The organism is Variovorax sp. TLI9-5A, assembly GCF_056867935.1.
The window spans coordinates 343,704-368,411 of record NZ_CP200310.1 but is presented as its reverse complement, the minus strand read 5'-3'; the positions used below and the strand labels follow the sequence as shown (position 1 = coordinate 368,411).

The window sequence follows — 24,708 nt, the reverse complement described above, 5'->3', positions numbered from 1 at the left end:
ATGCGGCGCAGACGCTTCGGCGCGAGCCTGACCCTGGCCATCGCGGTGCTGGGCGGCGCGGGACTGGCGCATGCCGCCGCATGGCCCGACAAGCCCGTCAAGCTGGTGGTGCCGTTCCCGCCCGGGCAGGCCACCGACATCTTCGCCCGCGCCCTGGCCGAGCAGCTCGGCAAGCGGCTGGGCCAGCCGGTGGTGGTCGACAACAAGGCCGGCGCCGGCAGCAACATCGGCACCGAGTTCGTGGTGCGCTCGCAGCCCGACGGCTACACGCTGGTGGTGGCGGGAAGCGCGATGGCGGTGAACCAGACGCTCTACGCCAAGCCGGGCTTCGACCCGCGCAAGGACCTGGTCGGCATCTCGCTCGTCGCCAAGGTGCCGCTGGTGTTCCTGGCCACGCCCGAGAGCGGCATCCGCACGCTGGCCGACCTCACCGCGCGCGCCAAGGCCGAGCCCGGCCGGCTGAGCTACGCGAGCGCCGGCATCGGCGGCACGCAGCATCTGTCGGGCGAGATGTACAAGGCGGCGGCGCATGTGTTCGTCACGCACATTCCGTACCGGGGCAGCGGCCCGGCGCAGTCGGACTTCCTGGGCAACCAGGTGCCGCTGATGATCGATTCGGTGACGGCTGCGCTGCCGCACATCAAGTCGGGCCGGGCGGTGCCGCTGGCCGTGACCTCGGCCACGCGCTCCTCGCAGCTGCCCGACGTGCCCACCGTGCGCGAAAGCGGCGTGGCCGGCACGAAGAACTTCGAGGCCGTCGGCTGGCTCGGCCTGATGGCGCCGCGCGGCACGCCGGGCGATGTCGTCGAGCGCCTCAACCGCGAGGTGACCGACATCCTCAGGAGCGAGCAGATGGCGCGCTTCATCCGCGAGCGCGGCGCCGAGCCCGCCCCGACGACGCCGGCCGAGTTCGACCGCTTCGTGGCGAGCGAGATCGGCGTGTGGGGCGCGGCGGTGAAGGCCTCGGGCGCCAAGCCCGAATAGCAGCCCGCCGGGCGCTTCAGCCAGGGGCGGGCACGGGCGCCGTCGCCTCCTGGGCCCGGTCTACCTCCGCGAGCAGCCAGCTGCGGAAATGATCGAGCGTGACGAGCTGGCCGCGCCCTTCCGGATAGCAGAACCAGTAGCCCTCGTTGCCGCGGTAGCCGCCGCCGGGCAGCGGCTCGTCCACCAGCCCCGAGGCGATCTCGTCCTGCACCAGGCAGCGCGGCACCAGCGCCACACCCATGCCGGCCATGACCGCGCGAATCATGGTCTGGAACTGGTCGAACTGCGGGCCCGCCAGCGGGTCGAGCCCGCGCACCCCATGCGTTTCGCTCCACTGCAGCCACGACTGCGGCACCGTGACGTGGCGCAGCAGCGTGCAGCGCGCCACGTCCTGCGGCGTGCGGATGGCCACCTCGGCCTGCGCCGCACGCGGCGCGATCAGCGCCACGTCCTGCCCCGCGAGGTAGTGCGACCGGGCGCCGGGCCAATGACCGTCCCCGAAAAGAATGGCGCAGTCGAGCTCCGGCCGCTCGAAGTCGTAACCGTGCACGAAGGGCACGAAATGCAGCGTGATCTGCGGATGCGCGCGCTGGAAATCGGGCAGCCGCGGAATCAGCCACTTGGCGCCGAAGGTGGGCAGGGCGGAGAGGTGCAGCGCGCCGCCGCCGTCCCCGCTCGTGATGAGCTCCAGCGTGGCCGCCTCCAGTTGCGCCAGCGTGGCGCGCACCGCCTTCTCGTAGCGCTCGCCCGCCGGCGTGAGCGCGAGGCGCTTGCGGCTGCGCTCGAACAGCGGAGCGCCGATCCAGCGCTCGAGTTCCTGCACCTGCTTGCTGACGGCGCCCTGCGTGAGGTGCAGCGCCTCGGCGGCGCGTGAGACGCCGCCGAAGCGCACCACGGTCGAAAAGGCGCGCAGCAGGTTCAGGGGCGGATTGAGACGGCGAAGCGACATGGAAGGAAGCCCATCAAAACATTCCAAATTGGAATGTTAGCTGGTCTATCCTTTGCTTCAGGCGATGGGAGCGAATCGCTCCGTCACCTCCTGATTCATCGGAAAAACCCCATGCTACGTCGTCATTTCATTTCCACCCTCGCCGCCGCATCTGTCGTGCCAGGAATATCCTTCGCCCAGGGCAAGCCGATCCGCCTGATCGTGCCCTTCCCGCCCGGCGGCGCCACCGACATCACGGCGCGCGTGCTCGGCGAGCCCCTCGGCAAGATCCTCCAGCAGCCCGTGGTCATCGACAACCGCGCGGGCGCCGGCGGCTCCATCGGCATGGCCGAACTGGCCCGCGCCACGCCGGACGGACTGGCCTTCGGCATCGCCACCCTGTCCACGCATGGCGTGAACCCGGCCGTCTACCAGAAGCTGCCCTACGACCCGATCAAGGGCTTCGCCGCCGTCACCGAGATCGTCAAGGCGCCGGGCGTGATCGTCATCAACCCGACCAAGCTGCCGGTGGCCAGCTTCGCCGAGCTGGTGAAGTACCTGAAGGCCAATCCGGGCAAGGTGTCGTATGCCACGCCGGGCAACGGCACCATCGGCCACATGTGGGGCGAGCTGTTCAAGAGCAGCACCGGAACCTCGATGGTGCACATCCCCTACCGCGGTGCGGGCCCGGCCATCAACGACGTGCTCGCGGGCGAGGTGCCGGTGTACTTCGACCAGGTGGCCTCCTCGCTGCCGCACGTGAAGGCGGGCAAGCTGAAGGCGCTGGCCGTGTCATGGAACGGCCGCCTCGACGTGCTGCCCGACGTGCCCACCTATGCCGAGCTGGGCTATCCGGTCAACAACGACCCGTCGTGGTTCGGCATGGTCGCGCCCGCAGGCACGCCGGCCGAGCTGGTACTGCGCATGCAGCAGGCCGTGGCCACCGCGCTGAAGGACACCTCGGTGCGCGAGCGCCTGGCACTGCAGGGCCTGTACGCCTCGGGCACCACGCCGGCGCAGTTCACCAAGCAGATCACCAGCGAGATCGACAAGATGAAGAAGGTGGCCGAATTCGCACGCGTGCGATTGGACTGAGCCCGGCCTGCCTATGCATCCTGTCCTGAAACTGATTCAAACCCGCGCCCAGGTGACGAGCGTCGCCGGGCACACGCCGCTGGTGCTGGACTCCCCGCACAGCGGCACCGTCTACCCCGAGGACTTCCGCACGGTGCGCGACCTGGCCACGCTGCGCCGGGCCGAGGACACGCACGTCGAGAAGCTCTATGCCTTCGCGCCCGAACTGGGCGCGGCATGGATCGAGGCGCACTTTCCGCGCAGCTACCTCGACGCCAACCGCGACACGACCGAGATCGACACCACCATGCTCGAAGGCACGTGGACCGACCCGGTCTCCGCCGACCCGCGCGTGCTGTCGAAGGTGCGCCTGGGCAAGGGCCTGATCTGGAAGCTCACCGACGACGGCCTGCCGATCTACGACCGACTGCTTCCGGTGGAAGAGGTGCGCCAGCGCATCGACAGCTGCTGGCGGCCATACCACGCCGCCGTGGCGCAGGCGGTAGACGAGGCGCATGCGCGCCACGGCTACAGCATCCACATCAACTGCCACTCGATGCCCGCCGTCGCGGCCAGCCATGCGACCGACTTTCCGGGGCTGGTGCATGCCGACTTCGTGATCGGCGACCGCGACGGCAGCACGGCAGATCCGGCGCTGTCGCGCAGGATCTGCGAGCACCTTCGCGGCTTCGGCTACAGCGTGGACTACAACCATCCCTACAAGGGCGTGGAGCTGGTACGCCGGCAGGGCAGGCCCGAGGCGAACCGGCACAGCATCCAGGTCGAGATCAACCGCAGGCTCTATATGGACGAGGCCACGCTGGCGCTCGACGAGGCCGGCGCGGCGCGGCTGCAGGGGCACCTGCGCTCGATGGTCGAGATGCTGCTGGCTACCGACCCGCGTCAACAACCCTGACGACGCCGGGTGTGCTGTTACAGGCCGCTTTGCGCGGCCGGCCTATAGTGGTTCCAATCCAACCACCCAGGAGATTCCGTTGAAGTCGTCTTTCATCGCCGCCGCATTCGCGATCGCCATGGGCGTGCTGGCCACGGGCTGCGCCGGCACGGGTTCCGCAGGCAACGCCGGCTCCTCGGCCGCGACGCCGAGCAGCGGCAGCGGCGTCACGGTGTTCGGCACCATCGACGCCAGCGTCAGCGGCTACAAGAACAGCAGCGGCGCGCGTTGATCCCGCGCGGATCCAATCAGGCCGCGACCGCCAGGTAGCCGTGCAGCGCGGCACGCAGCTGCCGCGACAGCGCCTGCAGGTCGGGCCGCCCGCCCGTGCCGATGTGCAGGTGCGCGAACAGGCCGTAGATGATGGTCTGGCACACGCGGGCGACTTCCTTCTTCTGGCAGTCCGGCGACAGGTCGATGGCCGCGTCGAGCGCGCCCACCCATTCGGCCACGAAGCGGTCGTACATCTTGCGATAGGCCTCGGGGCCCGAGAGATGCCGCTCCAGCAGGTAGTGCGCGCCCCAGGCCAGGGGCTGCGCGCGGTGCGCATCGAGCTGCGCGTCGATCACCGCATCGACGATCTGCGCCAGCGGCCGGCCCGCGTGCGCGGCGACGGCCGCGCGCATGTCCAGCAGCAGCGCCTTGGAGCGCAGGTGCAGGCACACGCGCGCCAGGTCTTCCTTGCTCGCGAAGTATTCGTAGAAGCTGCCGAGCCCCGTGCCGGCCACCGACACGATCTCGCGGATGGTGATGGCGGCGTATCCCTTCTCTCACCGGCGAGGCGATGGAGGTGTTCGGCGGCAACGGCTACGTCGAGGAGGGCCCGATGGGCCGGCTGTTCCGCGAGGCGCCCGTCAACTCGATCTGGGAAGGCTCGGGCAACGTGATGTGCCTGGACGTGCTGCGCGCAGTCTCGCGCAACCCCGACGATGTACACCTCATGCTCGACCAGCTGCAGGAGGTCGCCACCGGCGAGCCCCGCGTGCTCGACGCGCTGCAGGCCGTGCGCAAGATGACGCAGCTGCCGCCGCAGGAGCTGGAGCAGCAGGCGCGCCGCTTCACGCAACGGCTGGTGCTGGCTGCGCAGGCCTGCCTGATGCTGGAGCATGCGAGCGCCGAAGAATCGGCCGCTTTCCTGTCGAGCCGCTTCGATCCCGACTGGGGGCCGGTCACCGGCATCAGCGCTGGCACCAGCGATCCGGCAGCGCTGCTGCGCGCCGCCTGGCGCTGAGCAAAAAAGAAAGAAAGAAGACCTAGCGTCGCAGCAGCGCCTGCCGCAGCACCCGCGCGGCGCGGTCGCGGATCTTGCCGGGGCCGGAGCGCGGCGTGGTCTTGGGCGCGACCCTGGCGGTGGCGCAGGCCCAGAGGAAGTCGTGAAGGATGGGCGTGTCGTCCACCGTCTCGGTGCTGCCGTACTTGTGGAACTCGGGGTGCCACTGGGTCGCGGCGATGTAGCTGCGGCCCTTCTCGGGGCGGCGGCGGATGGCCTCGGGCACGCGGTCGGGCAGGCTCCAGGCCTCGACCTCGAAGCCCGGCGCGAGGCCCTTGATGCCCTGGTGGTGGATGCTGTTGACGCGCGCGCTGCGCACCTGCGGATAGAGCCTGGAAAGCCGCGTGCCCTCGACGATCTCGATGTCGTGGAAGTTCTGGTCGTAGGTCACCGGGTCGCGATGCTTGAGCGTCTCGGGGTGGCCGTGCTGCTCCTCGATGTCCTGGTAGAGCGTGCCGCCGAAGGCCACGTTGATGAGCTGCAGCCCCCGGCACACGCCGAAGATGGGCTTGCCGGCCTGCTCGAAGGCTTCGACCAGCGCCAGGTCGTAGAGGTCGCGGATGCGGTCGCCGATCCAGGCGTCCTTCAGCGGCTCCTCGCCGTAGCTGCCGGGCCAGACGTCGGCGCCGCCGTGCATCACCACGCCGTCGAGCCATTCTGCGTAGTGCGACAGCTTGGTGTCGCCGCGCGCGGTTTCGCCGGTGGGGCAGGGCACCATCACGACCATGGCGCCGGCGGACATGAGCCAGTGCGCGATGGACTGCTCGACGTACTGCAGGGTCTTGTTGGTGAAGAGCGAACGGGCCGGGTCGGCGTGCGAGAAGCAGGCCGACAGGCCGATCTTGAGCCGGGCGGAAACGGGTTGTGTCATCGCTGGACTGTCGCCAGTGCTAACCGGACGGGTGATGCGGAAAGGAAAGTCCATTTTGGCTCGTTGGCCTCTCGCACGGGGTCGGACGACACGCCAAGTATGCTTTCAACGCCGCCCCAACGAATAAGGAAGACAAGCCGATGAAAACGATCAAGGGCCCCGCCATCTTTCTGGCCCAGTTCGCCGGAGACACCGCCCCCTTCAACACCCTCGACGGCATCGCCGGCTGGGCCGCCGGCCTGGGCTACAAGGGCGTGCAGATTCCCAGCTGGGACGCCCGCCTGTTCGACCTTCAGCGCGCCGCCGAAAGCAAGGCCTACTGCGAGGAGGTGAAGGGCACGCTGGCCAGCCATGGCCTGCAGATCACCGAACTCTCGACCCACCTGCAGGGCCAGCTGGTGGCGGTGCACCCGGCTTACGACGCGGGCTTCGACGGCTTCGCGGCGCCCGAGGTGCGCGGCGACCCGGCGCGGCGCCAGCAGTGGGCCGGCAAGCAACTGCACCTGGCGGCCCGCGCCTCGGCCAACCTGGGGCTCACGGCGCACGCGACCTTCTCGGGCGCGCTGGCCTGGCCGTACCTCTACTCCTGGCCGCCGCGCCCGCCGGGCCTGATCGAGGAGGCCTTCGACGAGCTCGCGCGCCGCTGGCGGCCCATCCTGGACGCCTTCGACGCCGCGGGCGTGGACGTGGGCTACGAAATCCATCCCGGCGAGGACCTGCACGATGGCGTGAGCTACGAGATGTTCCTGGAGCGCGTCGGCAACCACCCGCGCGCCTGCCTGCTGTACGACCCGAGCCACTTCATGCTGCAGCAGCTCGACTACCTGGCCTACATCGACCACTACCACGAGCGCATCAAGATCTTCCACGTGAAGGATGCCGAGTTCAATCCGACCGGCAAGCAGGGCGTGTACGGCGGCTTCCAGAGCTGGATCAATCGGGCAGGGCGCTTCCGCTCGCTGGGCGACGGGCAGGTCGACTTCAAGGCCATCTTCTCGAAGATGGCGCAGTACGACTTCCCGGGCTGGGCGGTGCTGGAGTGGGAGTGCTGCATCAAGCACCCGGAAGACGGCGCGCGCGAGGGCGCGAAGTTCATCGCCGACCACATCATCCGCGTGGCCGACCGCGCCTTCGACGACTTCGCCGCCGGCGGGGTGGACGTGGCGGCGAACAAGCGGATGCTGGGGATCGGCTAGGCCGTAGACCGTATCGCGTCGTCGAGTATTTCGAGCCCGCGATCGAGCTCGGCCTCGCTCACGTTCAGCGGCGGTGCGATGCGCCACACCGCCGCCATGCCGCCGACGGACACGATGTTCATGCTCAGGCCGCGCTCCATGCAGGCGTCGGTGATGGCCCGGCCGCGCCCGGCGTCGGGCTCGCGGGTCTCGCGGTCCTTCACGAGTTCGACGCCCTGCAGCAGGCCGTGGCCGCGCACGTCGCCGATCACCTCGTGGCGGGCCTTCAGCGTCTCCAGGCCCTGGCTCAATCGCTTGCCCATTTCCGCCGCGCGGCGGTTCAGGTCCTCTTCTTCCAGCACGTCGAGCACGGCCAGCGCGACTTCGGCCGGCAGCGGGTCGGACACGTGCGAGGTGACGTGCACGAAGCCCTTGTCGTGGCAGTCCTGCTCGATGGCCTCGCTGGTGATGGTCGCGCCGATGGCCACGCCGCCGCCCAGCGTCTTCGACACGGTGAGGATGTCGGGCACCACATCGGCCTGTTCGAAGGCGAAGTTGGCGCCCATGCGGCCGAAGGCGGTCTGCGCCTCGTCGAGGATCAGCAGCATGCCGCGCTCGCGGCACTTGTTCTTGAGCTTTGGGAAGTAGCCCGCGGGCGGCACGATCACGCCGCCCGAGCTGAGCACCGGCTCGGCGATGAAGGCGGCGAGCGAGCCGCCGGATTGCGCGTCGACCATGTCGAAGCCGACGTCCAGGCAGGTGGTGTCGCAGGCGTCGCGGCAGTGGCGCACCGGGCAGCGGTAGCAGTTGGGCGCCGGAATGGACATGGTGCCGGGCTTGCGCGGCCCGTAGTCGACGTGATGACGGCCGGCGAAGGTGAGCGAGGCGATGCCGCCGGTCACGCCGTGCCAGCCGCCGTTGAGGCCCACGATCTCGTAGCGGCCGGTGGCCAGCCGCGCCATGCGCACCGCCGCCTCGTTGGCCTCGCCGCCCGTGGAAAGAAAAAGCGACTTCGACAGCGACGGCGGCAGCATCGACGCCAGCCGCCCGGCCAGCGCGGGCACCGCCGGCCCGACAAAGCCGCTGTAGAGGTGCAGCGCACCCTCGCAGGCCTTCTCGATGGCCGCGACGATGCGCGGATGGTTGTGGCCGATGGTGGCGCACATCTGGCCGGAGGTGAAGTCGAGGATCTCGCGGCCGTGCTGGTCCCACAGCGTGGCGCCGCGCGCCTTGACGATCACGTGCGGGCTCAGGCCCATGCCGTAGCGCACGAGGTGCCGGGCCGCCGCGGGGTCGTAGGTTACGCCTTCTGCCATCGGATGCTCCTTTTCGTTGGGATGCGGGCAGCGTAGCCAGCGGCCGGAGAATCCGGTGTCGTTGTGCGGGCCCCAAAGCGCATCCGATTGCACGGGCGTTGCGCCACACTGGCGGCACCATGAAGACCGGCACCCTCGACCTCGATCGCATCGACCAGAGCATCCTCGCCGAGCTGCAGGCCGACGCGGGCCTGCAGAACCAGACGCTGGCCGAGCGGGTGAACCTGTCGCCCTCGGCCTGCCTCAAGCGCGTGCAGCGGCTGCGGCGCGCGGGCGTGATCCGCGAGGAGGTGGCGATCCTCGACGCGGCGCGCGTGGGCTTTCCGGTTCTGGTGATCTCGCGCGTGTCGCTGCGCAGCACCACGCGCGAGGCCATACAGGCCTTCGAGCGCAAGGTGCACGCGCTGCCGCAGGTGCTGCAGTGCCACTGCGTGGCGGGCGACACCGACTTCGTGCTCGTGATCTGCGCGCGCTCGCTGCCCGAGTACCAGGCCTTCGCGCAGGAGCAGCTTGGCGACGCGCTGGCGCTGGAGAACTATTCGAGCGACGTGGTGCTGTCGACCACCAAGTTCACCACTCAGCTGCCGCTGGACCGGGCGTAGCTACAGGAGTTGGATCAGCCGCCGGATCGCGCCGTCGATCCGCGCCTCGCCGATCAGGCCGTAGCCGAAGGCCAGGCCATTGGGCGCGTCGGGCGCCAGCGGATCGAGCGCGAAGCGCGACAGCGGCGGCAGCGTGATGCCGGCCGCCGCGGCGCGCTCGACCACGGTGAAATCGCGCGTGTCGCCATGCAGCCAGGCCGACAGGTGCAGGCCGGCGCTCGACGGAATCGTCTCCAGCCGGTCCGCGCCGTGGCGCGCCAATGCCTCCAGCAGGGCGGTGCGCCGCGCGCCGTAGAGCTTGCGCATCTTGCGGATGTGGCGCGCGAGATGTCCCTCGGCGATGAACGCGGCCAGCGCCTCCTGGCCGAGCACCGGGCCATGCCAGTCGGCCAGTTCGCGCGAACGCACCAGCGCCGCGCGGGCCCAGGGCGGCGCGACCACGAAGCCCAGCCGCAGCGCGGGGAACAGGCTCTTGGAAAAAGTGCCGACGTAGAAGACCGACTCGGCGCGGTCCAGCGTCTGCAGCGCATCGAGCGGGCGGCCAGCGAAACGGAATTCGCTGTCGTAGTCGTCCTCGACGATCACCGCGTTGCGCTCCCGCGCGAAGGCCAGCAGCGCGGCGCGGCGCTGCGGCGACATCGCGACGCCGGTGGGGAACTGGTGCGAGGGCGTGACGCAGATCACGCGCGCCTCGGGCGGGATGCGCTCCACGCAAAGGCCCTCGGCGTCGGTTGGCACCGTCACCACCCGCGCGCCGGCCGCCAGCATGGCCTCGCGCAGCGAGGGGTAGAAAAGCTGCTCGACCGCGACCACCGTGCGCCCTGGCACCACCAGGATGCGCGCGAGCAGCCCGAAGGCCTGCTGGGCGCCTGCCGTGACCACGATGTCGTCCGCCGTGCAGCCCACCGCGCGGGTGAACGACACATGCCCGGCGATGGCTTCGCGCAGCGCGGCCTGGCCCTGCGGGTCGGCGTAGTCGGCCGTCTGGCGCGCAATGCGGCGCAGGGCACGGTCGCTCAGGCGGCGCCAGATGTCGAAGGGGAAGAGGCTCACGTCGGGCAGGCCGACGCGGAAGTCGTCGCGCGCGGGCTGCGGCTGCAGGGTGGGGGCGAGGTCGGCGCCGGGGACGCTGGCGGGCACCAGGCGAAGGTCGCGACCGGCGGCAGGTGCCTTTCTGGTCGCGCGGCCCCGGCGGGATGCGGGGAGCGTGTCGGCCACGTAGGTGCCGGCGCCCGGGCGCGCGAGCAGGTAGCCCTCGCCCAGCAGCAGGTCGTAGGCCGCCAGCATGGTGTTGCGCGACACGCCCAGCCGCTGCGCCAGCGCGCGCGTGGCGGGCAGGCGCGCGCCGGGCTGCAGCCGGCCATCGAGGATGGCACCGCGCAGCTGGCGGTGCAGTTCGCGCAGCAGGTCGCGCGAGCCGGCGGCCGGCAGGCGGATGGCGAGTTCGAAAAGTGGCTCCATGAACTTTGCCGATTGTGGTTCTTTTGAAGAGCCACTTGCAAATCTATTCTGGAGGCACTGAACACACTGCCACGGAGTCATTCCTCATGAACAACACGGCTCTTTCCCCCTCCTGCGCACCGCAACCGGCCGAGCGCCTGCCGCTGAGCCTTGGCTGGCTCGCGCTGGGCGCCTTCGCCATCGGCACCGAGAGCTTCATGGTCGCGGGGCTGCTGCCGGTGCTGGCGGCCGACCTGCGGATCAGCGCCGCGCGCGCAGGGCAGCTGGTGCTGCTGTTCGCGCTGAGCTATGCGATCGGCTCGCCGCTGATGGCGGCGCTGCTGGCGCGCTTCGGACGCCGGCGACTGCTGGTGGCGAGCCTCGCGGCCTTTTCGGGGCTGACGCTGGCGGCCTCGATGGCGCACGGCTTCATGCAGCTGGCGCTGGCGCGCGTCGCGCTGGGGCTGGTGGCCGGCGTGTTTTTGCCGACGGCAAGCGCGGTGGCGGCGGTGATGGTGTCGCCCGCGCTGCGCGGCCGGGCGCTGGCCATCGTGACCGGCGGCGGCACCGTGGCGGTGGCGCTCGGCGTGCCGCTGGGCGCGTGGATCGCGGGCTGGGGCGGCTGGCGCACGGCCTACCTGCTGATCGCTGCGGTGGCGGCGCTCGCCACCTGGGGCCTCGCGCTGGGGCTGCCGCGCGAGCTGGCGCAGGCGCCTGTCGCGGAAAAGCAGGCACCGGCCTTCGCCGTGGCCCGCGAACCGGGCGTGCTGCCGGGGCTGCTGGTCAGCCTGCTGTGGGCCACGGGCGGCTTCAGCTTCTACACCTACATCGCGCTGTTCCTGTCGCACACGCTGGGCTTCGGCGCCGAGGGCGCGGGCGCGGTGTTCTTCGCCATCGGCGTGGCGGCGGCCATCGGCACCGCGGCAGGCGGCTGGGCCACCGACCGCTTCGGCGCCGACCGCATGGCGCAGGGTTTCGCGCTGATGCTGGTGCTGATCCTGGGCGGGCTGTCGTTCGCGGCGCAGATGCTGCCGCACGGGCTGGCGCTGCCGGCGATCGTGGGGCTGTCGGCGCTCTGGGGCTTTGCGGGCTGGGGCTTCGGGCCGGCGCAGGCGGTGCGGCTGATCCGGCTGGCGCCGGAGCGCGCGCCGATGACGCTGTCGCTCAACGCCTCAGCGATCTACCTGGGCATCGCGGCGGGTTCGGGGCTGGGCGGAGTGGCGATCGAGCTGTTCGGCGTCGGCACGGTGGGCTGGGTGGGCGCGGCCTGCCAGTTCGCCGGCCTGATGCTGCTGCTGCGCGCCGCACGCCGGGCGCGCGCGGCCGGCGCCACTCCTGCGAAGCTATGCTTTCGATAGCAAATAGCGCTTGCACAACGGCCCTTCGGGGCTTTTTTCTTTTGGGCGTTGTTTTAAGACAAGCAACTGTCATGCCCTGCAAGCTATAATGTCGGGTTCGTTTCGATACCACGACGAAGAATTTCGTCAATCCCGCCTGCAAGCTGCGCTGCTCCCGGATTCTCCGGCCTCCCGCTCGGCAAGCCGGCATTCACAGTGTGTTGGAGTGCCAGACCGGCGCCCATGATGGCCACCACTGCCGTCGTTCCTGTTGAAGCGAATCGCGCGTCCGTCTCGCGCTCCCGTACGCGGGCTGAAACAATCACACCAATTCAATCTCCAACACACATCGAACGAACGATTCAGAGGTAAGCACAGATGCCAAAGGAAGAACTGATCGAAATGAACGGCGCGGTGACCGAAGTCCTGCCGGACTCGCGCTACCGCGTCACGCTGGACAACGGCCATCAGCTGATCGCCTACAGCGGCGGCAAGATGCGCAAGCACCACATCCGCATCCTGGCCGGCGACAAGGTGTCGCTCGAGCTCTCGCCCTACGACCTGACCAAGGGCCGCATCACCTTCCGCCACCTGGAACGCCGCGGCCCGCCGCCGACGAACTCCGGCTCCGGCAACAACAACGCACCCCGCCGCTGATACGCCACCGACCGAAGGCCTTGCGACGCCCGCCATGGGTGCCGCAAGGCCTTTGTCATTCGTGCGTCCCGCCGGCCATCGAACCATGACCACCCCCGATTCCACGGCCGGCAACGGCGACAACAACAACAACGGCTTCTCCGCGCTGGCGCTCTCGCCCCAGATGCTGGCCAACCTCACGCAGCTCGGCTACACGCAGATGACGCCGATCCAGGCGGCCGCGCTGCCGCCGGCGCTGCTCGGCAAGGACCTGATCGCCCAGGCCAAGACCGGCAGTGGCAAGACCGCCGCCTTCGCCCTCGCACTGCTTTCCAACCTGAACCCGCGCCGCTTCGCGGTGCAGGCGCTGGTGCTGTGCCCGACGCGCGAGCTGGCCGACCAGGTGACGACCGAAATCCGCCGCCTCGCGCGCGCCGAGGAGAACATCAAGGTGGTCACGCTCTGCGGCGGCGTCGCGCTGCGCGGGCAGGTGGCCAGCCTGGAGCACGGCGCGCACATCGTGGTGGGCACGCCGGGGCGCATCATGGACCACCTCGAACGCGAGAACCTGGACCTGGAAGCGCTCAACACCCTGGTGCTCGACGAAGCCGACCGCATGCTCGACATGGGCTTCTTCGACGACATCGTGAAGGTGGCGCGCCAGTGCCCTTCGGCCCGCCAGACGCTGCTGTTCTCGGCCACCTACCCCGAGGGCATCGCCAAGCTGGCGCAGCAGTTCATGAAGAGCCCCGAGCAGATCGCGGTGCAGTCCCAGCATGAAGGCAGCAAGATCCGCCAGCGCTGGTACGAGGTGGCGGACAACGAGCGCCTGCACGCCGTGAGCCTGCTGCTCGATCACTTCCGCCCCGTGAGCACGCTGGCCTTCTGCAACACCAAGCAGCAGTGCCGCGACCTCGTCGACGTGCTGCGCGCCCAGGGCTTCAGTGCATTGGCCCTCTTCGGCGAGCTGGAGCAGCGCGAGCGCGACCAGGTGCTGGTGCAGTTCGCCAACCGCAGCTGCTCGGTGCTGGTGGCCACCGACGTGGCGGCGCGCGGGCTGGACATCGCGCATCTGGAAGCGGTGATCAACGTCGACGTGACGCCCGATGCCGAAGTGCACATTCACCGTGTCGGCCGCACCGGCCGCGTTGGGCAGCAGGGCGCATCGGAAGGCCTGGCACTGAACCTAGCCAGCATGGACGAGATGGGCAGCGTCGGGAAGATCGAGCAGCTGCAGGGCCGCGAATCCGAATGGCACCAGTTGGCCGAGCTCACGCCGGGCAAGGGCGCGCCGCTTCAGCCGCCGATGGCCACGCTGCAGATCGTGGGCGGGCGCAAGGAAAAAATCCGCGCCGGCGACGTGCTGGGCGCGCTGACCGGCGAATGCGGCTATGCCAAGGAGCAGGTCGGCAAGATCAACGTCAACGAGTTCTCGACCTATGTGGCGGTGGACCGCGCGATCGCAGCGGAGGCCGTGCGCAAGCTGTCGGCCGGCCGCGTGAAGGGCAAGTCGGTCAAGGTGCGGCTGCTGGAGCAGTAGCTGCCTGCGGCGAGGTCGGCGCCACCGGCGCGTCGAGCGCCGGGGCCGCGCCCGCCGGTACCTCCTGCCGCGCCAGCTTCGCGGCCAGCCGGAACGCGACGATCACCGCCAGCAGCCCGAAGATCGACGAGCCCACTGCCTGCCCGACCAGCACGCCAGCCGCGCCGTAGTGCGAGCCCCACCAGGCGAACGGGATGGTGCCCAGCGTGGCGCGCCCCCAGTTGAACGCCGTCGACAGCAGCGGATGCCCGAGGTTGTTGAACGAGGCGTTCGCCACGAACAGCCCGCCCGCAAAAAAGAAGCTCGCGGCCAGCCAGCTGCAGAAGAGCGAGATCAGCTGCGCCGCCTGCCCGTCGGCCGAGAACGCGCGGATCAGCACGCCCTGCCCGAGCGCCAGCACCAGCCACGCCACGGCCACCGACACCACCATGAAGAGCAGGCTGTCGCGCAGTCCTTCCTGCACGCGGCGGAACTGCCCCGCGCCCAGGTTCTGCGCGAGGATCGGCCCGACCGCGCCGCTGAGCGCATAGACCAGCCCGAAGGCCACCGGCGTGAGCCGGTCGATGGTGGCCGCGCCCGCCACTGCCGAGGGCCCGAACTGCGCGACCGAATGCGTGACGAAGGCCGCGCCCACCGGCGTGGCCAGGTTGGTCAGCACCGCCGGAGCCGCCACCGTGCCGAGCGCGCGCGCATCGTCGGCGAGCTTGTGCGGCTCGAAGCGCCCGAGCATGCGGTGCCGCACGATCACGCCGTGCAGGCCGATGGCCGCGAGCACGATGCGCGAGACCACCGCGCTGATGGCCGCGCCATCGAGCCCCAGGCCGAAGCCGAAGATCAGGATCGGGTCGAGCACCGCCGTCACGAAGGCGCCACCGAGCGTCACCGTCATCGAGCGGCGCGCATCGCCTATGGACCGCAGCAGCGCAGCCGTCGCCATGCCGATGCCCAGCAGCGGCAGCGTGTGCACCGTCACCGAGAGGTAGCGGTGCGCGAGCCGCGCCGTCTCGCCCTGGGCGCCGAGCGCGTGCAGCGCCGGGTGCAGGAAGAACGCGGTGCCCGTGCCCGCCACCACGGCCAGCGCCGTCATCAGCACGAGGCTCGACGTGGCGATGCGGCGCGCATCCTCGGCGCGCCCCGCGCCCACGGTGCGCGACACCACCGCCGCGATGCCGATGGTCAGCCCGATGCACAGCGACGCATGGAAGAAGCCCACCACGCCCGCGAAGCCGACAGCCGCGGCGATCTCCTTCTCCCCGAGCAGCGAGATATAGAACAGGTTGATGAGGTCGACCGCGAACACCGCGATCAGCCCGATGGCGCCCGTGCCAGCCATCACGCAGACGTGGCGCATCAGCGAGCCTGAAACGAAGCGCGCGCGTCCGACACCACCCGCCGTTGCGGTTATTGGCATGTGAAATTCCCGATGTGGCCTAATTGCAGGTTCGAACATTCACTTTTACCCGAGCTTTTCATGCCCAAGACATTCCGTACCGAAGCCGAACGCGTTGCCACCCCGAAGCCGACGCCGCTGCCCGGCTACACCGTGCCGCGCTCCGGTGGCGGCCAGAAGGTCAGCCTCGAACGCGGCACCGCAACGCGCAGCAAGAAGAACCCCGGCAAGCGCGCCAAGAAGGGCGGCTGATCCGGCCCCCGATGGCTCACCGGAGCCACGACGAACGCGCCCGAGGGCGCGTTTTGTCGTTGGGGCGGCTATAAGACAGCGGCTCAGGCAGCAACTCAGGCAGCGATGTCCGACGACAACCAGATCCTCATCCCGCCCTCGTTTTTCTCGGTCTACACCGACGCGCGCCAGCGCCTGAGCGAGCCGATCGGCGTGGTGCGCGAGCGCTACGAGATCTGCGAAGACCTCGCCAGCCACCTCGTGGGCCACGCGCAGATCCAGCACCACACCGAGGTGCCGGTCGAAAGCGAGATCCTGCGGCGCATCCACGCCGGGCTGATGGCGCGCGAATCGGGCGTGTCGGCGGCCGAAGCCACCTGGGTCGTGCGGCGGCTGGCCGAGCTGCTGGGCTGGGAAGACCCCGAACTGCCCGAGCCGGAGCCCGAAGCCGGCTGAGCCCCGCAGGAGCGACAACCCGTGCTGCTCAAGGTCGGAGAACTCGCCAGGCACACCGGCCTCACGGTGCGCACGCTGCACCACTACGACGCCATCGGCCTGCTGGCCCCCTCGGCGCGCTCCGAGGCCGGCTACCGGCTCTACAACGCGGCCGACATCGCCCGCCTCCACGCCATCCAGGCATTGCGGCTACTGGGCCTGCCGCTGGCCGAGATCGGCGAGCTGCTGGGAGGCGAGAACGGCGCACTGCCCGCCATCCTCCAGCGCCAGATGGCCGCGCTCGACCAGCAGATCGCACAGGCCACAGCCCTGCGCGAACGCCTCGGCCTGCTCGAACAGCGCCTGGCCGACGGCGCCCAGCCCGACCTGAAGGACTGGCTCGCCACGCTGGAACAGATGACCGCCTACGGCCGCTACTTCAGCCCCGCCGAGATCAGGTCGCTCATGGCCAACTGGAAGACGGTGGCCGACCGTTGGCCGCCGCTGCTGGCCGATGTGGCAGCGCTGATGGCGCGCGGCGTGCCGGCCGATGCGCCCGAGGTGCAGCCGCTGGCCGCGCGCTGGATGACGCTGCTGGGCCAGTGGATGGACGGCAGCCTCGAGCTGGTCGAGCGCTGGAGCGAGATGTACCGCCGCGAGCCCGTGGCGCGCCGCGACGGCGGGCCGTCCACCGAGGTGATCGAGTACATCGGCGTGGCCATCGGCATCCGCATGGCCGCGCTGCTGCGCCACATGAGCACCGACGACATGGCCCGGCTGGGGCCGCCGCCCGAGGACGAGTGGCGGCAACTGGCGGCCGAGCTCGCCGCCTTGCAGACTCGCGGCGTTCCGCCCGAGGACGATGCCGTGCAGGCCATCGCGCGCGAATGGGCGCGCCTGTTCGACGCCTTCACCGACCACGACCCCGGCATCGCCGCCCGGCTGATGCAGGCGATGGCGGCAGAGCCGGTGCTGCAGGCCGCCGCCGTGGCGACGCCCGCGGTGCGCGAATACCTGATGCGCGCCATGGCCGCGCTGCGCCTGAAAAATCTTCCGCCAGCCGCCGGCGGCGCTTGACCCTGACGTTGCGTGAGGTCCGACAGTGGCCGCATGAACAACGCACACACACCACTCCAGCCCCTTCAGCCTGTCCAGCGGCTGCACGCACTCGACAACCTCCGCGCCCTCATGATGTGGCTCGGCATCGTGCTGCACGTCGCGATCAACCACATCACCGTCGATTCGCCGCTGCCCTGGCGCGACCCGAAGACATCGCCGGTCGCCGACCTGCTGCTGCTCTTCATCCACAGCTTCCGCATGCCGGTGTTCTTCGTGCTGGCCGGCTTCTTCGTGGCGCTGCTGGCCGCGCGGCGCGGGGCCGACGGCATGCTGAGGAACCGCGGCCTGCGGCTCGCGCTGCCCTTCGCGATCTTCTGGCCGCCGCTGTTCGTGGCGACCACGGTGCTGGCGATGGTCTACATCCACCTGACGGTGCGCGGCGTGCCGGGCATCGACGTCGCGCTGGCACCCGCGCGGCAGGCCAGCGGCTCGCCCTTCAACACCATGCACCTGTGGTTCCTGTACCAGCTGTTCTGGCTCAGCGTGCTGGCGTGGGCCGGCATGCGGGTTCAGCGCTTCGTGCCCGCGCGGCTGCGCGAGGCGGTGGCCTCCGGCTTCACCGAACTGATGGCGCGGCGCTGGGGTTTCGCGGTGCTGGCGCTGCCGCTGGCCTTCATCGGCATGCTCTATCCGTCGGGCATGGCCATGGAAAGCGGCTCGTTCCTGCCGCCATTGGCCGAATGGATGCAGAGCGGCCTCTTCTTCGTGGCCGGCTGGTACCTGCATGGCCAACAGGAGCGGCTGCTGGCTCAGTTCACGGCGCGGTGCAAGGGCTACGCGGCGGCCGGCCTTGCCTTCCTTGTTGCAACCGTGCTGCTGCTGGGCGCCTCGCGCGGCGGCAGCCTGCATCGTGTGCCGCACCCCGAGTTCTGGACCGCCTTCGCCTACAACGCGACCGCGTGGCTCTGGAGCATGGCGCTGATCTGCGGCTTCGTGCGCTACCTGCCGCGCCAGAACGCGGTGCTGGCCTACCTGTCGCAAAGCTCCTACTGGGTGTACCTGGTGCACATGCTGGGCACCGTCGGCTTCGGCATCCTTCTGTTCAACGCGCCGCTGGGCGCGCTCGCGAAGATGGGGCTGAACATCGCGGCCACCTCGCTGGCGGCGCTTGCGAGCTACCAGCTGCTGGTGCGCCGCACGCCCGTCGGCAGGCTGCTGAACGGTCAGCGCCCCGAGAGCCGCTCGACCAGGAAGTCGACGAAGGCGCGGGTCTTCGCCGCAAGGTGACGCGAGGGGTACACGGCGTAGATCGGCGTGCGGTCGGCCTCCCAGTCTTCGAGCACCGCCTCCAGCCGGCCCGAGGCCAGCTCGGTTTCGACGTAGATGCGCGGGACAAGGCTCAGGCCGAAGCCAGCGAGCAGCGCGTCGCGCACGGCGATGCTGGAGCTGACCTTGTAGCGCCCGTCGATGGGCACCGCCACGCTGCGGCCGGCGCGCGCGAAGGTCCATTTGTTGGCGTGGCCCGAGAGCGTGAACTGCACGCACTCGTGGTTCTTGAGTTCGCCGGGCTGCTGGGGCCGGCCAAAGGCGGCGAAGTAGGCCGGAGCGCCGCACAGCACGTGGTCCATGGTCATGAGCTCGCGCGCGACGAGGCTCGAATCCTCCAGCCGGTCGCTGCCGCGGATGGCGAGGTCGTAGCCCTCGCCGATGATGTCGACGCGGGCGTCCTGCAGGTTCAGCTCCAGCCGCAGGTTCGGATGGCGGGCCATGAACTCGGGAACGGCCGGCGACAGCTGCGTGAGCGCGAAGGTCAGCGGCGCGCTCACGCGCAGCACGCCGCCGGGACTGCTGCCCATGGGCGCCAGCGCGGCGTCGGCCTCGGCGAGCTCGTCGAGGATGCGCGACAGCCGCTCGTGGTACGCCGCGCCGGCCTCGGTCAGGCTCATCTGCCGGGTGGTGCGGTTGATGAGCCGCACCTTCAGGTGCGCCTCCAGTTCCGCGATGTTCTTGCTGACGGCCGCGGCCGAAAGGCCCATCTGCCGCGCCGCGCCGGCGAAGCTGCCGGTGGCTGCGGCGGTGCGGAAGACCCGCAGGGCGGTGAGATGGTCCATGGGTCCGGCCTTATTGACAACTATCAGTAAAGAATCAATTCATTATTCGAGCATTCACAACCATGGGTCAACTCACTAGATTCGAGGCATGACCAGCCGCACCACCGACATCCTTCTCACCGCCACGGCGCCCGCCATCTGGGGCAGCACCTACATCGTCACCACCGAGCTGCTGCCGGCGAACTACCCGCTGACGGTGGCGCTGCTGCGTGCGCTGCCGGCGGGCCTGCTGCTGCTCGCGATCGTGCGGCAGCTGCCCGAGCGGGCGTGGTGGGGACGCATCTTCGTGCTGGGCGCGCTGAACTTCTCGGTGCTGTGGGCCATGCTGTTCCTCGCGGCCTACCGGCTGCCGGGCGGGGTGGCGGCCACGATCACCTCGGTGCAGCCGCTGATGGTGGTGTTCCTGGCCAGCTTCTTCCTCGGTTCGCAGGTGCGCGCGCTGTCGGTGGTGGCGGCGGTGGTCGGCATCGGCGGGGTGGCGCTGCTGGTGCTGACGCCGAACGCGGCGCTCGATGCGCTCGGCATCGCGGCCGCCATCGCCGCCGCCGTATCGATGGCCTTCGGCACGGTGCTGAGCCGGCGCTGGCAGCCGCCAGTGTCGGCGCTGACCTTCACCGCGTGGCAGCTCACCGCGGGCGGCCTGCTGCTGTTGCCGGTGGTGCTGCTGCTGGAGCCGCCGCTGCCCACGCTCACGCTGCACAACTGGATCGGCTTCGGCTGGCTCGGCCTCGTGGGCGCCGCGCTGACCTACATCGTGTGGTTCCGCGGCGTGGCGCGGCTGGAGCCCTCGACCATCGCACCGCTGGCCTTCCTGAGCCCGGTAATGGCCGTGATCCTCGGCTGGGCGCTGCTCGGCCAGGCGCTCTCGACGTGGCAGGTGCTGGGCATCTTCATCGTGATCGCGAGCATCTGGCTGAGCCAGCGCGCGCAGCGCGGTGCGCAGCCGACAACGGTGCGCGCCGCTGCGGCGGGCGCGCGCTGAGCGGCCAGGCTGCGGCCCGCGGCTCGCGAAATTGCCCGAGGTGCCGACGCAGCGACCGGAGCCCTCGGCCTAGTTGTCGATGATCTTGCGCGCGAAGACTTCCAGGTAGTCCATCAGCCGGTTGGCACCCGCTGTGGCGGCCGCCTCGTCGCCGGTCGCGATGCCTCGCGCCAGCTGCAGGTGCGCGTTCGCGCCCTCGACGATCTCGCCCTCGTGCTGGTAGGCGTACCAGAAGCGCCGACACTGCACGATGGGCGGGATCACCGCTCGCACCGCCGAATAGTTGTGGCTCGCCTGGTGGTTGACGAGGTCCAGCGCGCGGTCGGCCTGCATGTAGTCGTTGAGGTCGCCACGGCCCGCGGCCTCGACCATCATCTCGGCGCAGCGCACGATCTCCTTGCGCTGCTGCGCGGTGGCGCGGCGCGCCGAGCAGGCGGCGATCAGCAGTTCGAGCACGCGCCGCGTCTGGATCACGTCGAGGTGGTCGGCCAGGTCGATGGTCGACACCAGCAGCCCGCGCCGCGGCTGCTGCACGATGAGGCCGATGGACACCATGCGCATCAGCGCCTCGCGCACCGGCGTGCGGCCCAGCCCGGTGCGCTCGGCGAGTTCGGCCTCGACGATCTGGCTGCCGGGCTGCAGCTGCATCGTGGACAGCAGCGTCTCGATGGCGTCGTAGGCCTCGTCGGCGGCGCGGCGCTTGGGCTGGGGACGGGGTGCGACGGTGTTCTTCGGGGAGGCCATGGTCTTGTTCTGCGGATGCGGCGGCGTCATTGTCGGGCGTCCGCGCCTTCGCTCGCGAGGCCAGCGAGCGTCGCGATGCGCACCGGCGAGAGCGGCGGGCGCGGCGCGGGCGGCGTCCATCCGAAGAGGAGCTGCGCGGCGTCGCCGCACACGCGCCCCTGGCAGGCGCCCATGCCGCAGCGGCGGTGCAGCTTGGCGTCGGTCCAGCCGTTGCAGTCTTTCAGGGCCGAGAAGGGCACGTCCTCGCAGCGGCACACGAGCGTGTCGGCTTGCGGCAGGGCCTTGAGGGCGGGCGACAGCGCGAAGCTGCGGTGCAACTGCGCGGCGAAGCCGTCCCAGCGGACGCGTTCGCCCTCGTGCGCGGCAGCGGCGCGCTCGTTCCCGACCGCCGCATGGCCGGCGATGGTGCCCTGCGCCAGCGCGCGTTCGCTGCCGCCGAAGCCGGTACATTCGCCCGCCGCGAAGATGCCGGGCACGCTGGTGGCCTGCCGCGCATCGACCTGCAGGCCCCGCGCGCTGAAGCCGTCCGAAGCCAGCTCGCAGCCGAGCATGCGGCCGAGCTGCGTGTTGGGCACGAGGCCGAAGCCGCAGGCGATGCGGTCGCAGGCGATCTCCACTTCCTTGCCGTTGCCCTGGCGCAGGCGCACCGATTCGACCTTCGCGGCGCCTCCCGCCGAGACGACCCGCGACGAGGTGCGATAGCAAGGGTCTGCCAGCGTGACGGCCTGCGCCGCCTTGCCGGGCCAGCGCGCAAGGCTGGCGCCGAAGCGCGCGACCGAAGCGAACGAAGCCTGCTCGGCGATGCGCAACACCTTCGCTCCTGCCGCGCGCGCGGTGGCGGCTGCGGCAAGCAGCAGCGGTCCGCTGCCCGCGATGACGATGCGCTCGCCCTCGACAGGCAGGCCGGCCTTGATGAGTGCCTGCAGCCCGCCCGCACCGGTCACGCCGGGCAGCGTCCAGCCGGGAAAGGGCAGCAGCAGTTCGCGTGCGCCGGTGCAGAGGATCAGCTTGCCCCATCGCATGCGCACGGCGCCTTCGGCGTCTTCGAGCAGCAGCTCGCCGGGCTCGGGCGCGGCGACCACGCGCGTACCGCTGCGCACGCGGATGTTGGCGCGGCCGTCGAGCGCGTCGCGCCACTTGCGCGCTGCGGGCGGCAGCGAGGCACCGGGGCCGTCGCGCCAGATCTGTCCGCCCGGCGCGGGGTTGTCGTCGATCACGACGATCGATGCGCCGCTCGGTGCGGCCGCCACCGCCGCCGCCATGCCGGCGGGGCCGGCGCCGATGACGAGCACGTCGCAGCGCTCCAGCGCGACGCCGTTCATTCCGATGTCTCCACGCGCATGCCCTCGGCGCACACCGTCTGGCAGGCCAGCCTGCGCCGCCCGTCGATGAGCACGCGGCATTCCTGGCACACGCCCATGCCGCAGAAGGGCGCGCGGGGCTGGCCGCTGACGGAAGTGCGTGCGATGCCCGTGCCGCCAGCCACGCGCAGCGCGGCGGCAACCGAGCTGCCGGCCTTCACGCGGACGAGGCGTCCGTCGATGTTCAGCAGGGTGTGGCCGTTGTTCATGCCGCCTCCCGCAGGCCGCGCGGCGCATAAGGCGCTGCATCGAAGCCGGGCGTCGTGCCGGTCATCAGCGCGGCGAGCAGATGCGCGCTGCCGGGCGCGGTGGTCACGCCCAGGCCTTCGTGGCCGACGGCGAGCCAGAGCTTTTCGCGCCACGGGTGCTTGCCCAGCAGCGGCAGGCCGTCGGGCGAGGCCGCGCGCATGCCGGTCCACGAGCGCAGGGCGTTGAGGTTCGCGAGCCCCGGCAGGTAGTCGAGCGCGCGCTGGAGCATGCGCGCGAGCATCGGCGCCTCGACCGCCGCGTCCGTGGTGTCGAACTGGCGCGAGGAGCCGATCAGCAGCTGCCCCGTGGGACGCGGCTGCACGTTGAAGGCGACCGATTCGCCCTCGCTGTGGTGCGCGCTGGTCACGTAGCCGAGTTCGACGAGCTGGTGGTGCACCGTGCCCGGATAGCGGTCGGTGATGAGCAGGTGTCCCTTCTTCGGGCGTATCGGCAGCTCGGGGCACAGCGTCGTCGCCTGGATGCCGTTGGCCAGCACGACCTGCGGCGCGGCGCGGCGGCTGCCGCCGGCCAGGCGCAGCGTACCGTCTTCCTCGATGGCGTCGACCTTCGCCTGCTCGACGCGGATCGATGTCGCGTGCTGCGCGAGCAGCCAGCGAGCCGCGTTGGGCGCGTAGAGGATGCCGTCGCCCGGCACTTCGAGCGCGCCGGCGAGGCCCTTGCGCAGCGCGGGCTCGGCGGCCGAGAGCTGGCGCGCATCGAGCAGGCGGCTGTCGATGCCGTCGGCGCGCAGCCGCTGCAGCTTGCGCTCGGCCTCGGCCATTTCCTCGTCGTTGGCGGCGATCCAGAGCGTGCCGCAGGCGCTGTAGGCGCAGTCTTCGTTCATACGCGGCGCAAGCTCGCGCCACTGCGCGATCGAATGACGGCTGAGCGCGAGTTCGGCCGGGTTGTCGTCCATCACCACGAGGTGGCCCATGCCCGCGCCGGTGGCGCCGCCGATGCCGGCATCGAGCACCAGCACCTTCGCGCCGGCATTCGCGAGCGCATGCGCGCACGCGGCGCCGACGATGCCGGCGCCGATGACGATGACGTCCGCGTCCATTCCGACTGGTGTCAGAGCCGTATGCCCCAGCCGAAGGGATCGGCCTCGTCGATCAGCAGCGTGGCCTCGGCGCTGATGTGCGCGCGGCCGCGCAGCGTGGGGATGACGCGGCCTTCGCCATCGAGCGCGTAGCTGGCCTCGAAGACGCTGCCGATCACGCTGGCCTGCTTCCACACCTCGCCCGGCGCGAGCTTGCCGTCGGCCGCGAGGCAGGCGATCTTGGCGCTGGTGCCGGTGCCGCAGGGCGAGCGGTCGTAGGCGTTGCCGGGGCACAGCACGAAGTTGCGGCTGTCGGCGCCCTCGCTGTCGTCGGCGAAGAGCTCGATGTGGTCGATCTCCGCGCCGTCGGCACCGGTGATGCCCTGCGCCGCGAGCGCGCGCCGCAGCGCGGCGGTGTAGTCGGTGAGGGCGGCGAGGTTGTCGCTCGCCACGCGCTGGCCGTGCTCGCTCACGAGGAAGAACCAGTTGCCGCCCCAGGCCACGTCGCCGCGCACGGTGCCGTGGCCGGGCAGCTCGACCGCCGCCTGCCGCAGGTGCCGGTAGGCAGGCACGTTGCGCACGCTCACCGAGCCGTCTTCGTGCAGCGTGGTGGTCACGGTGCCCACGGGCGTCTCGATGCGGTGCTCGCCGACGCCGATTCGCCCCATGTGCGCGAGGCTGGCAACCAGCCCGATGGTGCCGTGGCCGCACATGCCGAGGTAGCCGGCGTTGTTGAAGAAGACGACGCCCGCCGCCGCATCGGCCGAGACGGGCTCGCACAGCAGCGCGCCCACCACCACGTCGCTGCCGCGCGGCTCCAGCACGGCGGCGGCGCGCCACTTGTCGTGTTGCCCGGCCAGGAGCGCGCGGCGCTCGGCCATGCTGCCCTTGCCGAGATCGGGAAAGCCCCCGATCACCAGGCGCGTGGGCTCGCCGCCCGTGTGTGAGTCGATGACCTGGATGCGCTGCATGGGTCGTG

General features: G+C 70.5%; 27 protein-coding genes. 15 read left to right on the top strand and 12 right to left on the bottom strand.

Annotated features, from left to right (window positions below):
* On the top strand, positions 1-984 hold the full coding sequence (locus tag AC1VNX_RS01795) for a tripartite tricarboxylate transporter substrate binding protein (RefSeq protein WP_483155213.1): 984 nt from the start codon (positions 1-3) through the stop codon (positions 982-984).
* 16 nt (positions 985-1,000) lie between these two features.
* Here the strand turns inward: AC1VNX_RS01795 and AC1VNX_RS01790 are convergent, their stop codons facing one another.
* Entirely contained in the window at positions 1,001-1,933 is a 933-nt protein-coding gene (locus AC1VNX_RS01790) for a LysR substrate-binding domain-containing protein (protein ID WP_483155212.1), read from the bottom strand.
* Between the two features lie 111 nt (positions 1,934-2,044).
* Here AC1VNX_RS01790 and AC1VNX_RS01785 point away from each other — a divergent pair, with 111 nt between their 5' ends.
* The 3 genes from AC1VNX_RS01785 to AC1VNX_RS01775 all read left to right on the top strand — a co-directional run bounded on the left by AC1VNX_RS01785 (position 2,045) and on the right by AC1VNX_RS01775 (position 4,173).
* On the top strand, positions 2,045-3,007 hold the full coding sequence (locus AC1VNX_RS01785; RefSeq protein WP_483155211.1) for a tripartite tricarboxylate transporter substrate binding protein BugE: 963 nt from the start codon (positions 2,045-2,047) through the stop codon (positions 3,005-3,007).
* A 13-nt stretch (positions 3,008-3,020) separates the two neighbouring features.
* Positions 3,021-3,902, top strand: coding sequence for an N-formylglutamate amidohydrolase (locus tag AC1VNX_RS01780; protein WP_483155210.1), 882 nt, complete (start codon positions 3,021-3,023; stop codon positions 3,900-3,902).
* A gap of 79 nt (positions 3,903-3,981) precedes the next feature.
* Positions 3,982-4,173, top strand: coding sequence for a hypothetical protein (locus AC1VNX_RS01775; RefSeq protein ID WP_483155209.1), 192 nt, complete (start codon positions 3,982-3,984; stop codon positions 4,171-4,173).
* Positions 4,174-4,189: 16 nt separating this feature from the next.
* Here AC1VNX_RS01775 and AC1VNX_RS01770 read toward each other — a convergent pair whose 3' ends face one another.
* Positions 4,190-4,675, bottom strand: coding sequence for a TetR/AcrR family transcriptional regulator (locus AC1VNX_RS01770; protein WP_483155208.1), 486 nt, complete (start codon positions 4,673-4,675; stop codon positions 4,190-4,192).
* Between the two features lie 50 nt (positions 4,676-4,725).
* Between AC1VNX_RS01770 and AC1VNX_RS01765 the strand changes: the two genes are divergently transcribed.
* Complete coding sequence (locus AC1VNX_RS01765) at positions 4,726-5,172, top strand: acyl-CoA dehydrogenase family protein (protein WP_483155207.1); 447 nt, start codon at positions 4,726-4,728, stop codon at positions 5,170-5,172.
* A 22-nt stretch (positions 5,173-5,194) separates the two neighbouring features.
* On the opposite strand, the gene AC1VNX_RS01760 is transcribed toward AC1VNX_RS01765, so the two are convergent.
* Positions 5,195-6,082: a gamma-glutamyl-gamma-aminobutyrate hydrolase family protein gene (locus tag AC1VNX_RS01760; RefSeq protein ID WP_483155206.1), complete on the bottom strand. Its 888-nt coding sequence runs from the start codon at positions 6,080-6,082 to the stop codon at positions 5,195-5,197.
* 140 nt (positions 6,083-6,222) lie between these two features.
* Here AC1VNX_RS01760 and AC1VNX_RS01755 point away from each other — a divergent pair, with 140 nt between their 5' ends.
* The gene (locus AC1VNX_RS01755; RefSeq protein ID WP_483155205.1) at positions 6,223-7,278 is read left to right on the top strand and encodes a sugar phosphate isomerase/epimerase family protein; all 1,056 of its coding nucleotides are present in this window, start codon (positions 6,223-6,225) and stop codon (positions 7,276-7,278) included.
* Here the strand turns inward: AC1VNX_RS01755 and AC1VNX_RS01750 are convergent.
* Positions 7,275-8,573: an aspartate aminotransferase family protein gene (locus tag AC1VNX_RS01750; RefSeq protein WP_483155204.1), complete on the bottom strand. Its 1,299-nt coding sequence runs from the start codon at positions 8,571-8,573 to the stop codon at positions 7,275-7,277. The two genes, AC1VNX_RS01755 and AC1VNX_RS01750, sit on opposite strands and share 4 nt — an antisense overlap.
* A 119-nt stretch (positions 8,574-8,692) precedes the next feature.
* Between AC1VNX_RS01750 and AC1VNX_RS01745 the strand changes: the two genes are divergently transcribed.
* On the top strand, positions 8,693-9,175 hold the full coding sequence (locus tag AC1VNX_RS01745) for an Lrp/AsnC family transcriptional regulator (RefSeq protein WP_483155203.1): 483 nt from the start codon (positions 8,693-8,695) through the stop codon (positions 9,173-9,175).
* Here the strand turns inward: AC1VNX_RS01745 and pdxR are convergent, their stop codons facing one another.
* The gene (gene pdxR, locus AC1VNX_RS01740; protein ID WP_483155202.1) at positions 9,176-10,636 is read right to left on the bottom strand and encodes a MocR-like pyridoxine biosynthesis transcription factor PdxR; all 1,461 of its coding nucleotides are present in this window, start codon (positions 10,634-10,636) and stop codon (positions 9,176-9,178) included. It lies immediately after the preceding gene.
* 86 nt (positions 10,637-10,722) lie between these two features.
* Between pdxR and AC1VNX_RS01735 the strand changes: the two genes are divergently transcribed.
* From AC1VNX_RS01735 to dbpA, 3 genes are all read left to right on the top strand, one after another.
* On the top strand, positions 10,723-11,973 hold the full coding sequence (locus AC1VNX_RS01735; protein ID WP_483155201.1) for an MFS transporter: 1,251 nt from the start codon (positions 10,723-10,725) through the stop codon (positions 11,971-11,973).
* 357 nt (positions 11,974-12,330) lie between these two features.
* Positions 12,331-12,609, top strand: coding sequence for a translation initiation factor IF-1 (gene infA / locus AC1VNX_RS01730; RefSeq protein WP_126021009.1), 279 nt, complete (start codon positions 12,331-12,333; stop codon positions 12,607-12,609).
* 85 nt (positions 12,610-12,694) lie between these two features.
* Positions 12,695-14,128, top strand: a complete 1,434-nt coding sequence (dbpA, locus tag AC1VNX_RS01725; protein WP_483155200.1) for an ATP-dependent RNA helicase DbpA — start codon at positions 12,695-12,697, stop codon at positions 14,126-14,128.
* Here dbpA and AC1VNX_RS01720 read toward each other — a convergent pair.
* Positions 14,103-15,539 carry an MATE family efflux transporter gene (locus AC1VNX_RS01720; protein WP_483155199.1) on the bottom strand — a complete coding sequence of 479 codons (1,437 nt, stop codon included), beginning with the start codon at positions 15,537-15,539 and terminating at the stop codon, positions 14,103-14,105. The two genes, dbpA and AC1VNX_RS01720, sit on opposite strands and share 26 nt — an antisense overlap.
* A gap of 60 nt (positions 15,540-15,599) precedes the next feature.
* On the opposite strand from AC1VNX_RS01720, the gene AC1VNX_RS01715 reads away from it, so the two are divergent.
* From AC1VNX_RS01715 to AC1VNX_RS01700, 4 genes are all read left to right on the top strand, one after another.
* The gene (locus AC1VNX_RS01715) at positions 15,600-15,770 is read left to right on the top strand and encodes a hypothetical protein (protein ID WP_164546861.1); all 171 of its coding nucleotides are present in this window, start codon (positions 15,600-15,602) and stop codon (positions 15,768-15,770) included.
* 105 nt (positions 15,771-15,875) lie between these two features.
* Positions 15,876-16,205: a hypothetical protein gene (locus tag AC1VNX_RS01710; RefSeq protein WP_483155198.1), complete on the top strand. Its 330-nt coding sequence runs from the start codon at positions 15,876-15,878 to the stop codon at positions 16,203-16,205.
* 21 nt (positions 16,206-16,226) lie between these two features.
* Entirely contained in the window at positions 16,227-17,261 is a 1,035-nt protein-coding gene (locus AC1VNX_RS01705; protein ID WP_483155197.1) for a MerR family transcriptional regulator, read from the top strand.
* A 33-nt stretch (positions 17,262-17,294) separates the two neighbouring features.
* Entirely contained in the window at positions 17,295-18,530 is a 1,236-nt protein-coding gene (locus AC1VNX_RS01700) for an acyltransferase family protein (RefSeq protein ID WP_483155196.1), read from the top strand.
* On the opposite strand, the gene AC1VNX_RS01695 is transcribed toward AC1VNX_RS01700, so the two are convergent.
* Positions 18,467-19,354 carry a LysR family transcriptional regulator gene (locus AC1VNX_RS01695; protein WP_483155195.1) on the bottom strand — a complete coding sequence of 296 codons (888 nt, stop codon included), beginning with the start codon at positions 19,352-19,354 and terminating at the stop codon, positions 18,467-18,469. The genes AC1VNX_RS01700 and AC1VNX_RS01695 overlap by 64 nt on opposite strands.
* An 88-nt stretch (positions 19,355-19,442) precedes the next feature.
* Here AC1VNX_RS01695 and AC1VNX_RS01690 point away from each other — a divergent pair, with 88 nt between their 5' ends.
* Positions 19,443-20,336, top strand: coding sequence for an EamA family transporter (locus AC1VNX_RS01690; protein ID WP_483155194.1), 894 nt, complete (start codon positions 19,443-19,445; stop codon positions 20,334-20,336).
* A gap of 69 nt (positions 20,337-20,405) precedes the next feature.
* Here AC1VNX_RS01690 and AC1VNX_RS01685 read toward each other — a convergent pair whose 3' ends face one another.
* The 5 genes from AC1VNX_RS01685 to AC1VNX_RS01665 are packed head-to-tail and all read right to left on the bottom strand — an operon-like array spanning position 20,406 to position 24,700.
* Positions 20,406-21,080, bottom strand: a complete 675-nt coding sequence (locus tag AC1VNX_RS01685; RefSeq protein ID WP_483155193.1) for a GntR family transcriptional regulator — start codon at positions 21,078-21,080, stop codon at positions 20,406-20,408.
* 26 nt (positions 21,081-21,106) lie between these two features.
* Positions 21,107-22,402 (bottom strand): FAD-dependent oxidoreductase, encoded by a 1,296-nt coding sequence (locus AC1VNX_RS01680; protein WP_483155192.1) that lies wholly within the window; start codon positions 22,400-22,402, stop codon positions 21,107-21,109.
* A complete protein-coding gene (locus AC1VNX_RS01675) occupies positions 22,399-22,650 on the bottom strand; it encodes a (2Fe-2S)-binding protein (RefSeq protein WP_483155191.1) in 252 nt (83 codons plus the stop codon). The genes AC1VNX_RS01680 and AC1VNX_RS01675 overlap by 4 nt, the downstream gene beginning before the upstream one ends.
* Positions 22,647-23,750, bottom strand: a complete 1,104-nt coding sequence (locus AC1VNX_RS01670; protein ID WP_483155190.1) for an NAD(P)/FAD-dependent oxidoreductase — start codon at positions 23,748-23,750, stop codon at positions 22,647-22,649. The genes AC1VNX_RS01675 and AC1VNX_RS01670 overlap by 4 nt, the downstream gene beginning before the upstream one ends.
* 11 nt (positions 23,751-23,761) lie before the next feature.
* Positions 23,762-24,700: a 4-hydroxyproline epimerase gene (locus AC1VNX_RS01665; RefSeq protein ID WP_483155189.1), complete on the bottom strand. Its 939-nt coding sequence runs from the start codon at positions 24,698-24,700 to the stop codon at positions 23,762-23,764.
* Between the last annotated feature and the right edge of the window lie 8 nt (positions 24,701-24,708).

Bases quoted from the DNA above. Each gene is read 5' to 3' on its own strand.
- AC1VNX_RS01795 (WP_483155213.1), top strand. From the start codon at position 1: ATGCGGCGCAGACGCTTCGGCGCGAGCCTGACCCTGGCCATCGCGGTG.
- AC1VNX_RS01790 (WP_483155212.1), bottom strand. From the start codon at position 1,933: ATGTCGCTTCGCCGTCTCAATCCGCCCCTGAACCTGCTGCGCGCCTTT.
- AC1VNX_RS01785 (WP_483155211.1), top strand. From the start codon at position 2,045: ATGCTACGTCGTCATTTCATTTCCACCCTCGCCGCCGCATCTGTCGTG.
- AC1VNX_RS01780 (WP_483155210.1), top strand. From the start codon at position 3,021: ATGCATCCTGTCCTGAAACTGATTCAAACCCGCGCCCAGGTGACGAGC.
- AC1VNX_RS01765 (WP_483155207.1), top strand. From the start codon at position 4,726: ATGGAGGTGTTCGGCGGCAACGGCTACGTCGAGGAGGGCCCGATGGGC.
- AC1VNX_RS01760 (WP_483155206.1), bottom strand. From the start codon at position 6,082: ATGACACAACCCGTTTCCGCCCGGCTCAAGATCGGCCTGTCGGCCTGC.
- AC1VNX_RS01755 (WP_483155205.1), top strand. From the start codon at position 6,223: ATGAAAACGATCAAGGGCCCCGCCATCTTTCTGGCCCAGTTCGCCGGA.
- AC1VNX_RS01750 (WP_483155204.1), bottom strand. From the start codon at position 8,573: ATGGCAGAAGGCGTAACCTACGACCCCGCGGCGGCCCGGCACCTCGTG.
- AC1VNX_RS01745 (WP_483155203.1), top strand. From the start codon at position 8,693: ATGAAGACCGGCACCCTCGACCTCGATCGCATCGACCAGAGCATCCTC.
- pdxR (WP_483155202.1), bottom strand. From the start codon at position 10,636: ATGGAGCCACTTTTCGAACTCGCCATCCGCCTGCCGGCCGCCGGCTCG.
- AC1VNX_RS01735 (WP_483155201.1), top strand. From the start codon at position 10,723: ATGAACAACACGGCTCTTTCCCCCTCCTGCGCACCGCAACCGGCCGAG.
- infA (WP_126021009.1), top strand. From the start codon at position 12,331: ATGCCAAAGGAAGAACTGATCGAAATGAACGGCGCGGTGACCGAAGTC.
- dbpA (WP_483155200.1), top strand. From the start codon at position 12,695: ATGACCACCCCCGATTCCACGGCCGGCAACGGCGACAACAACAACAAC.
- AC1VNX_RS01720 (WP_483155199.1), bottom strand. From the start codon at position 15,539: ATGCCAATAACCGCAACGGCGGGTGGTGTCGGACGCGCGCGCTTCGTT.
- AC1VNX_RS01715 (WP_164546861.1), top strand. From the start codon at position 15,600: ATGCCCAAGACATTCCGTACCGAAGCCGAACGCGTTGCCACCCCGAAG.
- AC1VNX_RS01710 (WP_483155198.1), top strand. From the start codon at position 15,876: ATGTCCGACGACAACCAGATCCTCATCCCGCCCTCGTTTTTCTCGGTC.
- AC1VNX_RS01700 (WP_483155196.1), top strand. From the start codon at position 17,295: ATGAACAACGCACACACACCACTCCAGCCCCTTCAGCCTGTCCAGCGG.
- AC1VNX_RS01695 (WP_483155195.1), bottom strand. From the start codon at position 19,354: ATGGACCATCTCACCGCCCTGCGGGTCTTCCGCACCGCCGCAGCCACC.
- AC1VNX_RS01690 (WP_483155194.1), top strand. From the start codon at position 19,443: ATGACCAGCCGCACCACCGACATCCTTCTCACCGCCACGGCGCCCGCC.
- AC1VNX_RS01685 (WP_483155193.1), bottom strand. From the start codon at position 21,080: ATGGCCTCCCCGAAGAACACCGTCGCACCCCGTCCCCAGCCCAAGCGC.
- AC1VNX_RS01680 (WP_483155192.1), bottom strand. From the start codon at position 22,402: ATGAACGGCGTCGCGCTGGAGCGCTGCGACGTGCTCGTCATCGGCGCC.
- AC1VNX_RS01675 (WP_483155191.1), bottom strand. From the start codon at position 22,650: ATGAACAACGGCCACACCCTGCTGAACATCGACGGACGCCTCGTCCGC.
- AC1VNX_RS01670 (WP_483155190.1), bottom strand. From the start codon at position 23,750: ATGGACGCGGACGTCATCGTCATCGGCGCCGGCATCGTCGGCGCCGCG.
- AC1VNX_RS01665 (WP_483155189.1), bottom strand. From the start codon at position 24,700: ATGCAGCGCATCCAGGTCATCGACTCACACACGGGCGGCGAGCCCACG.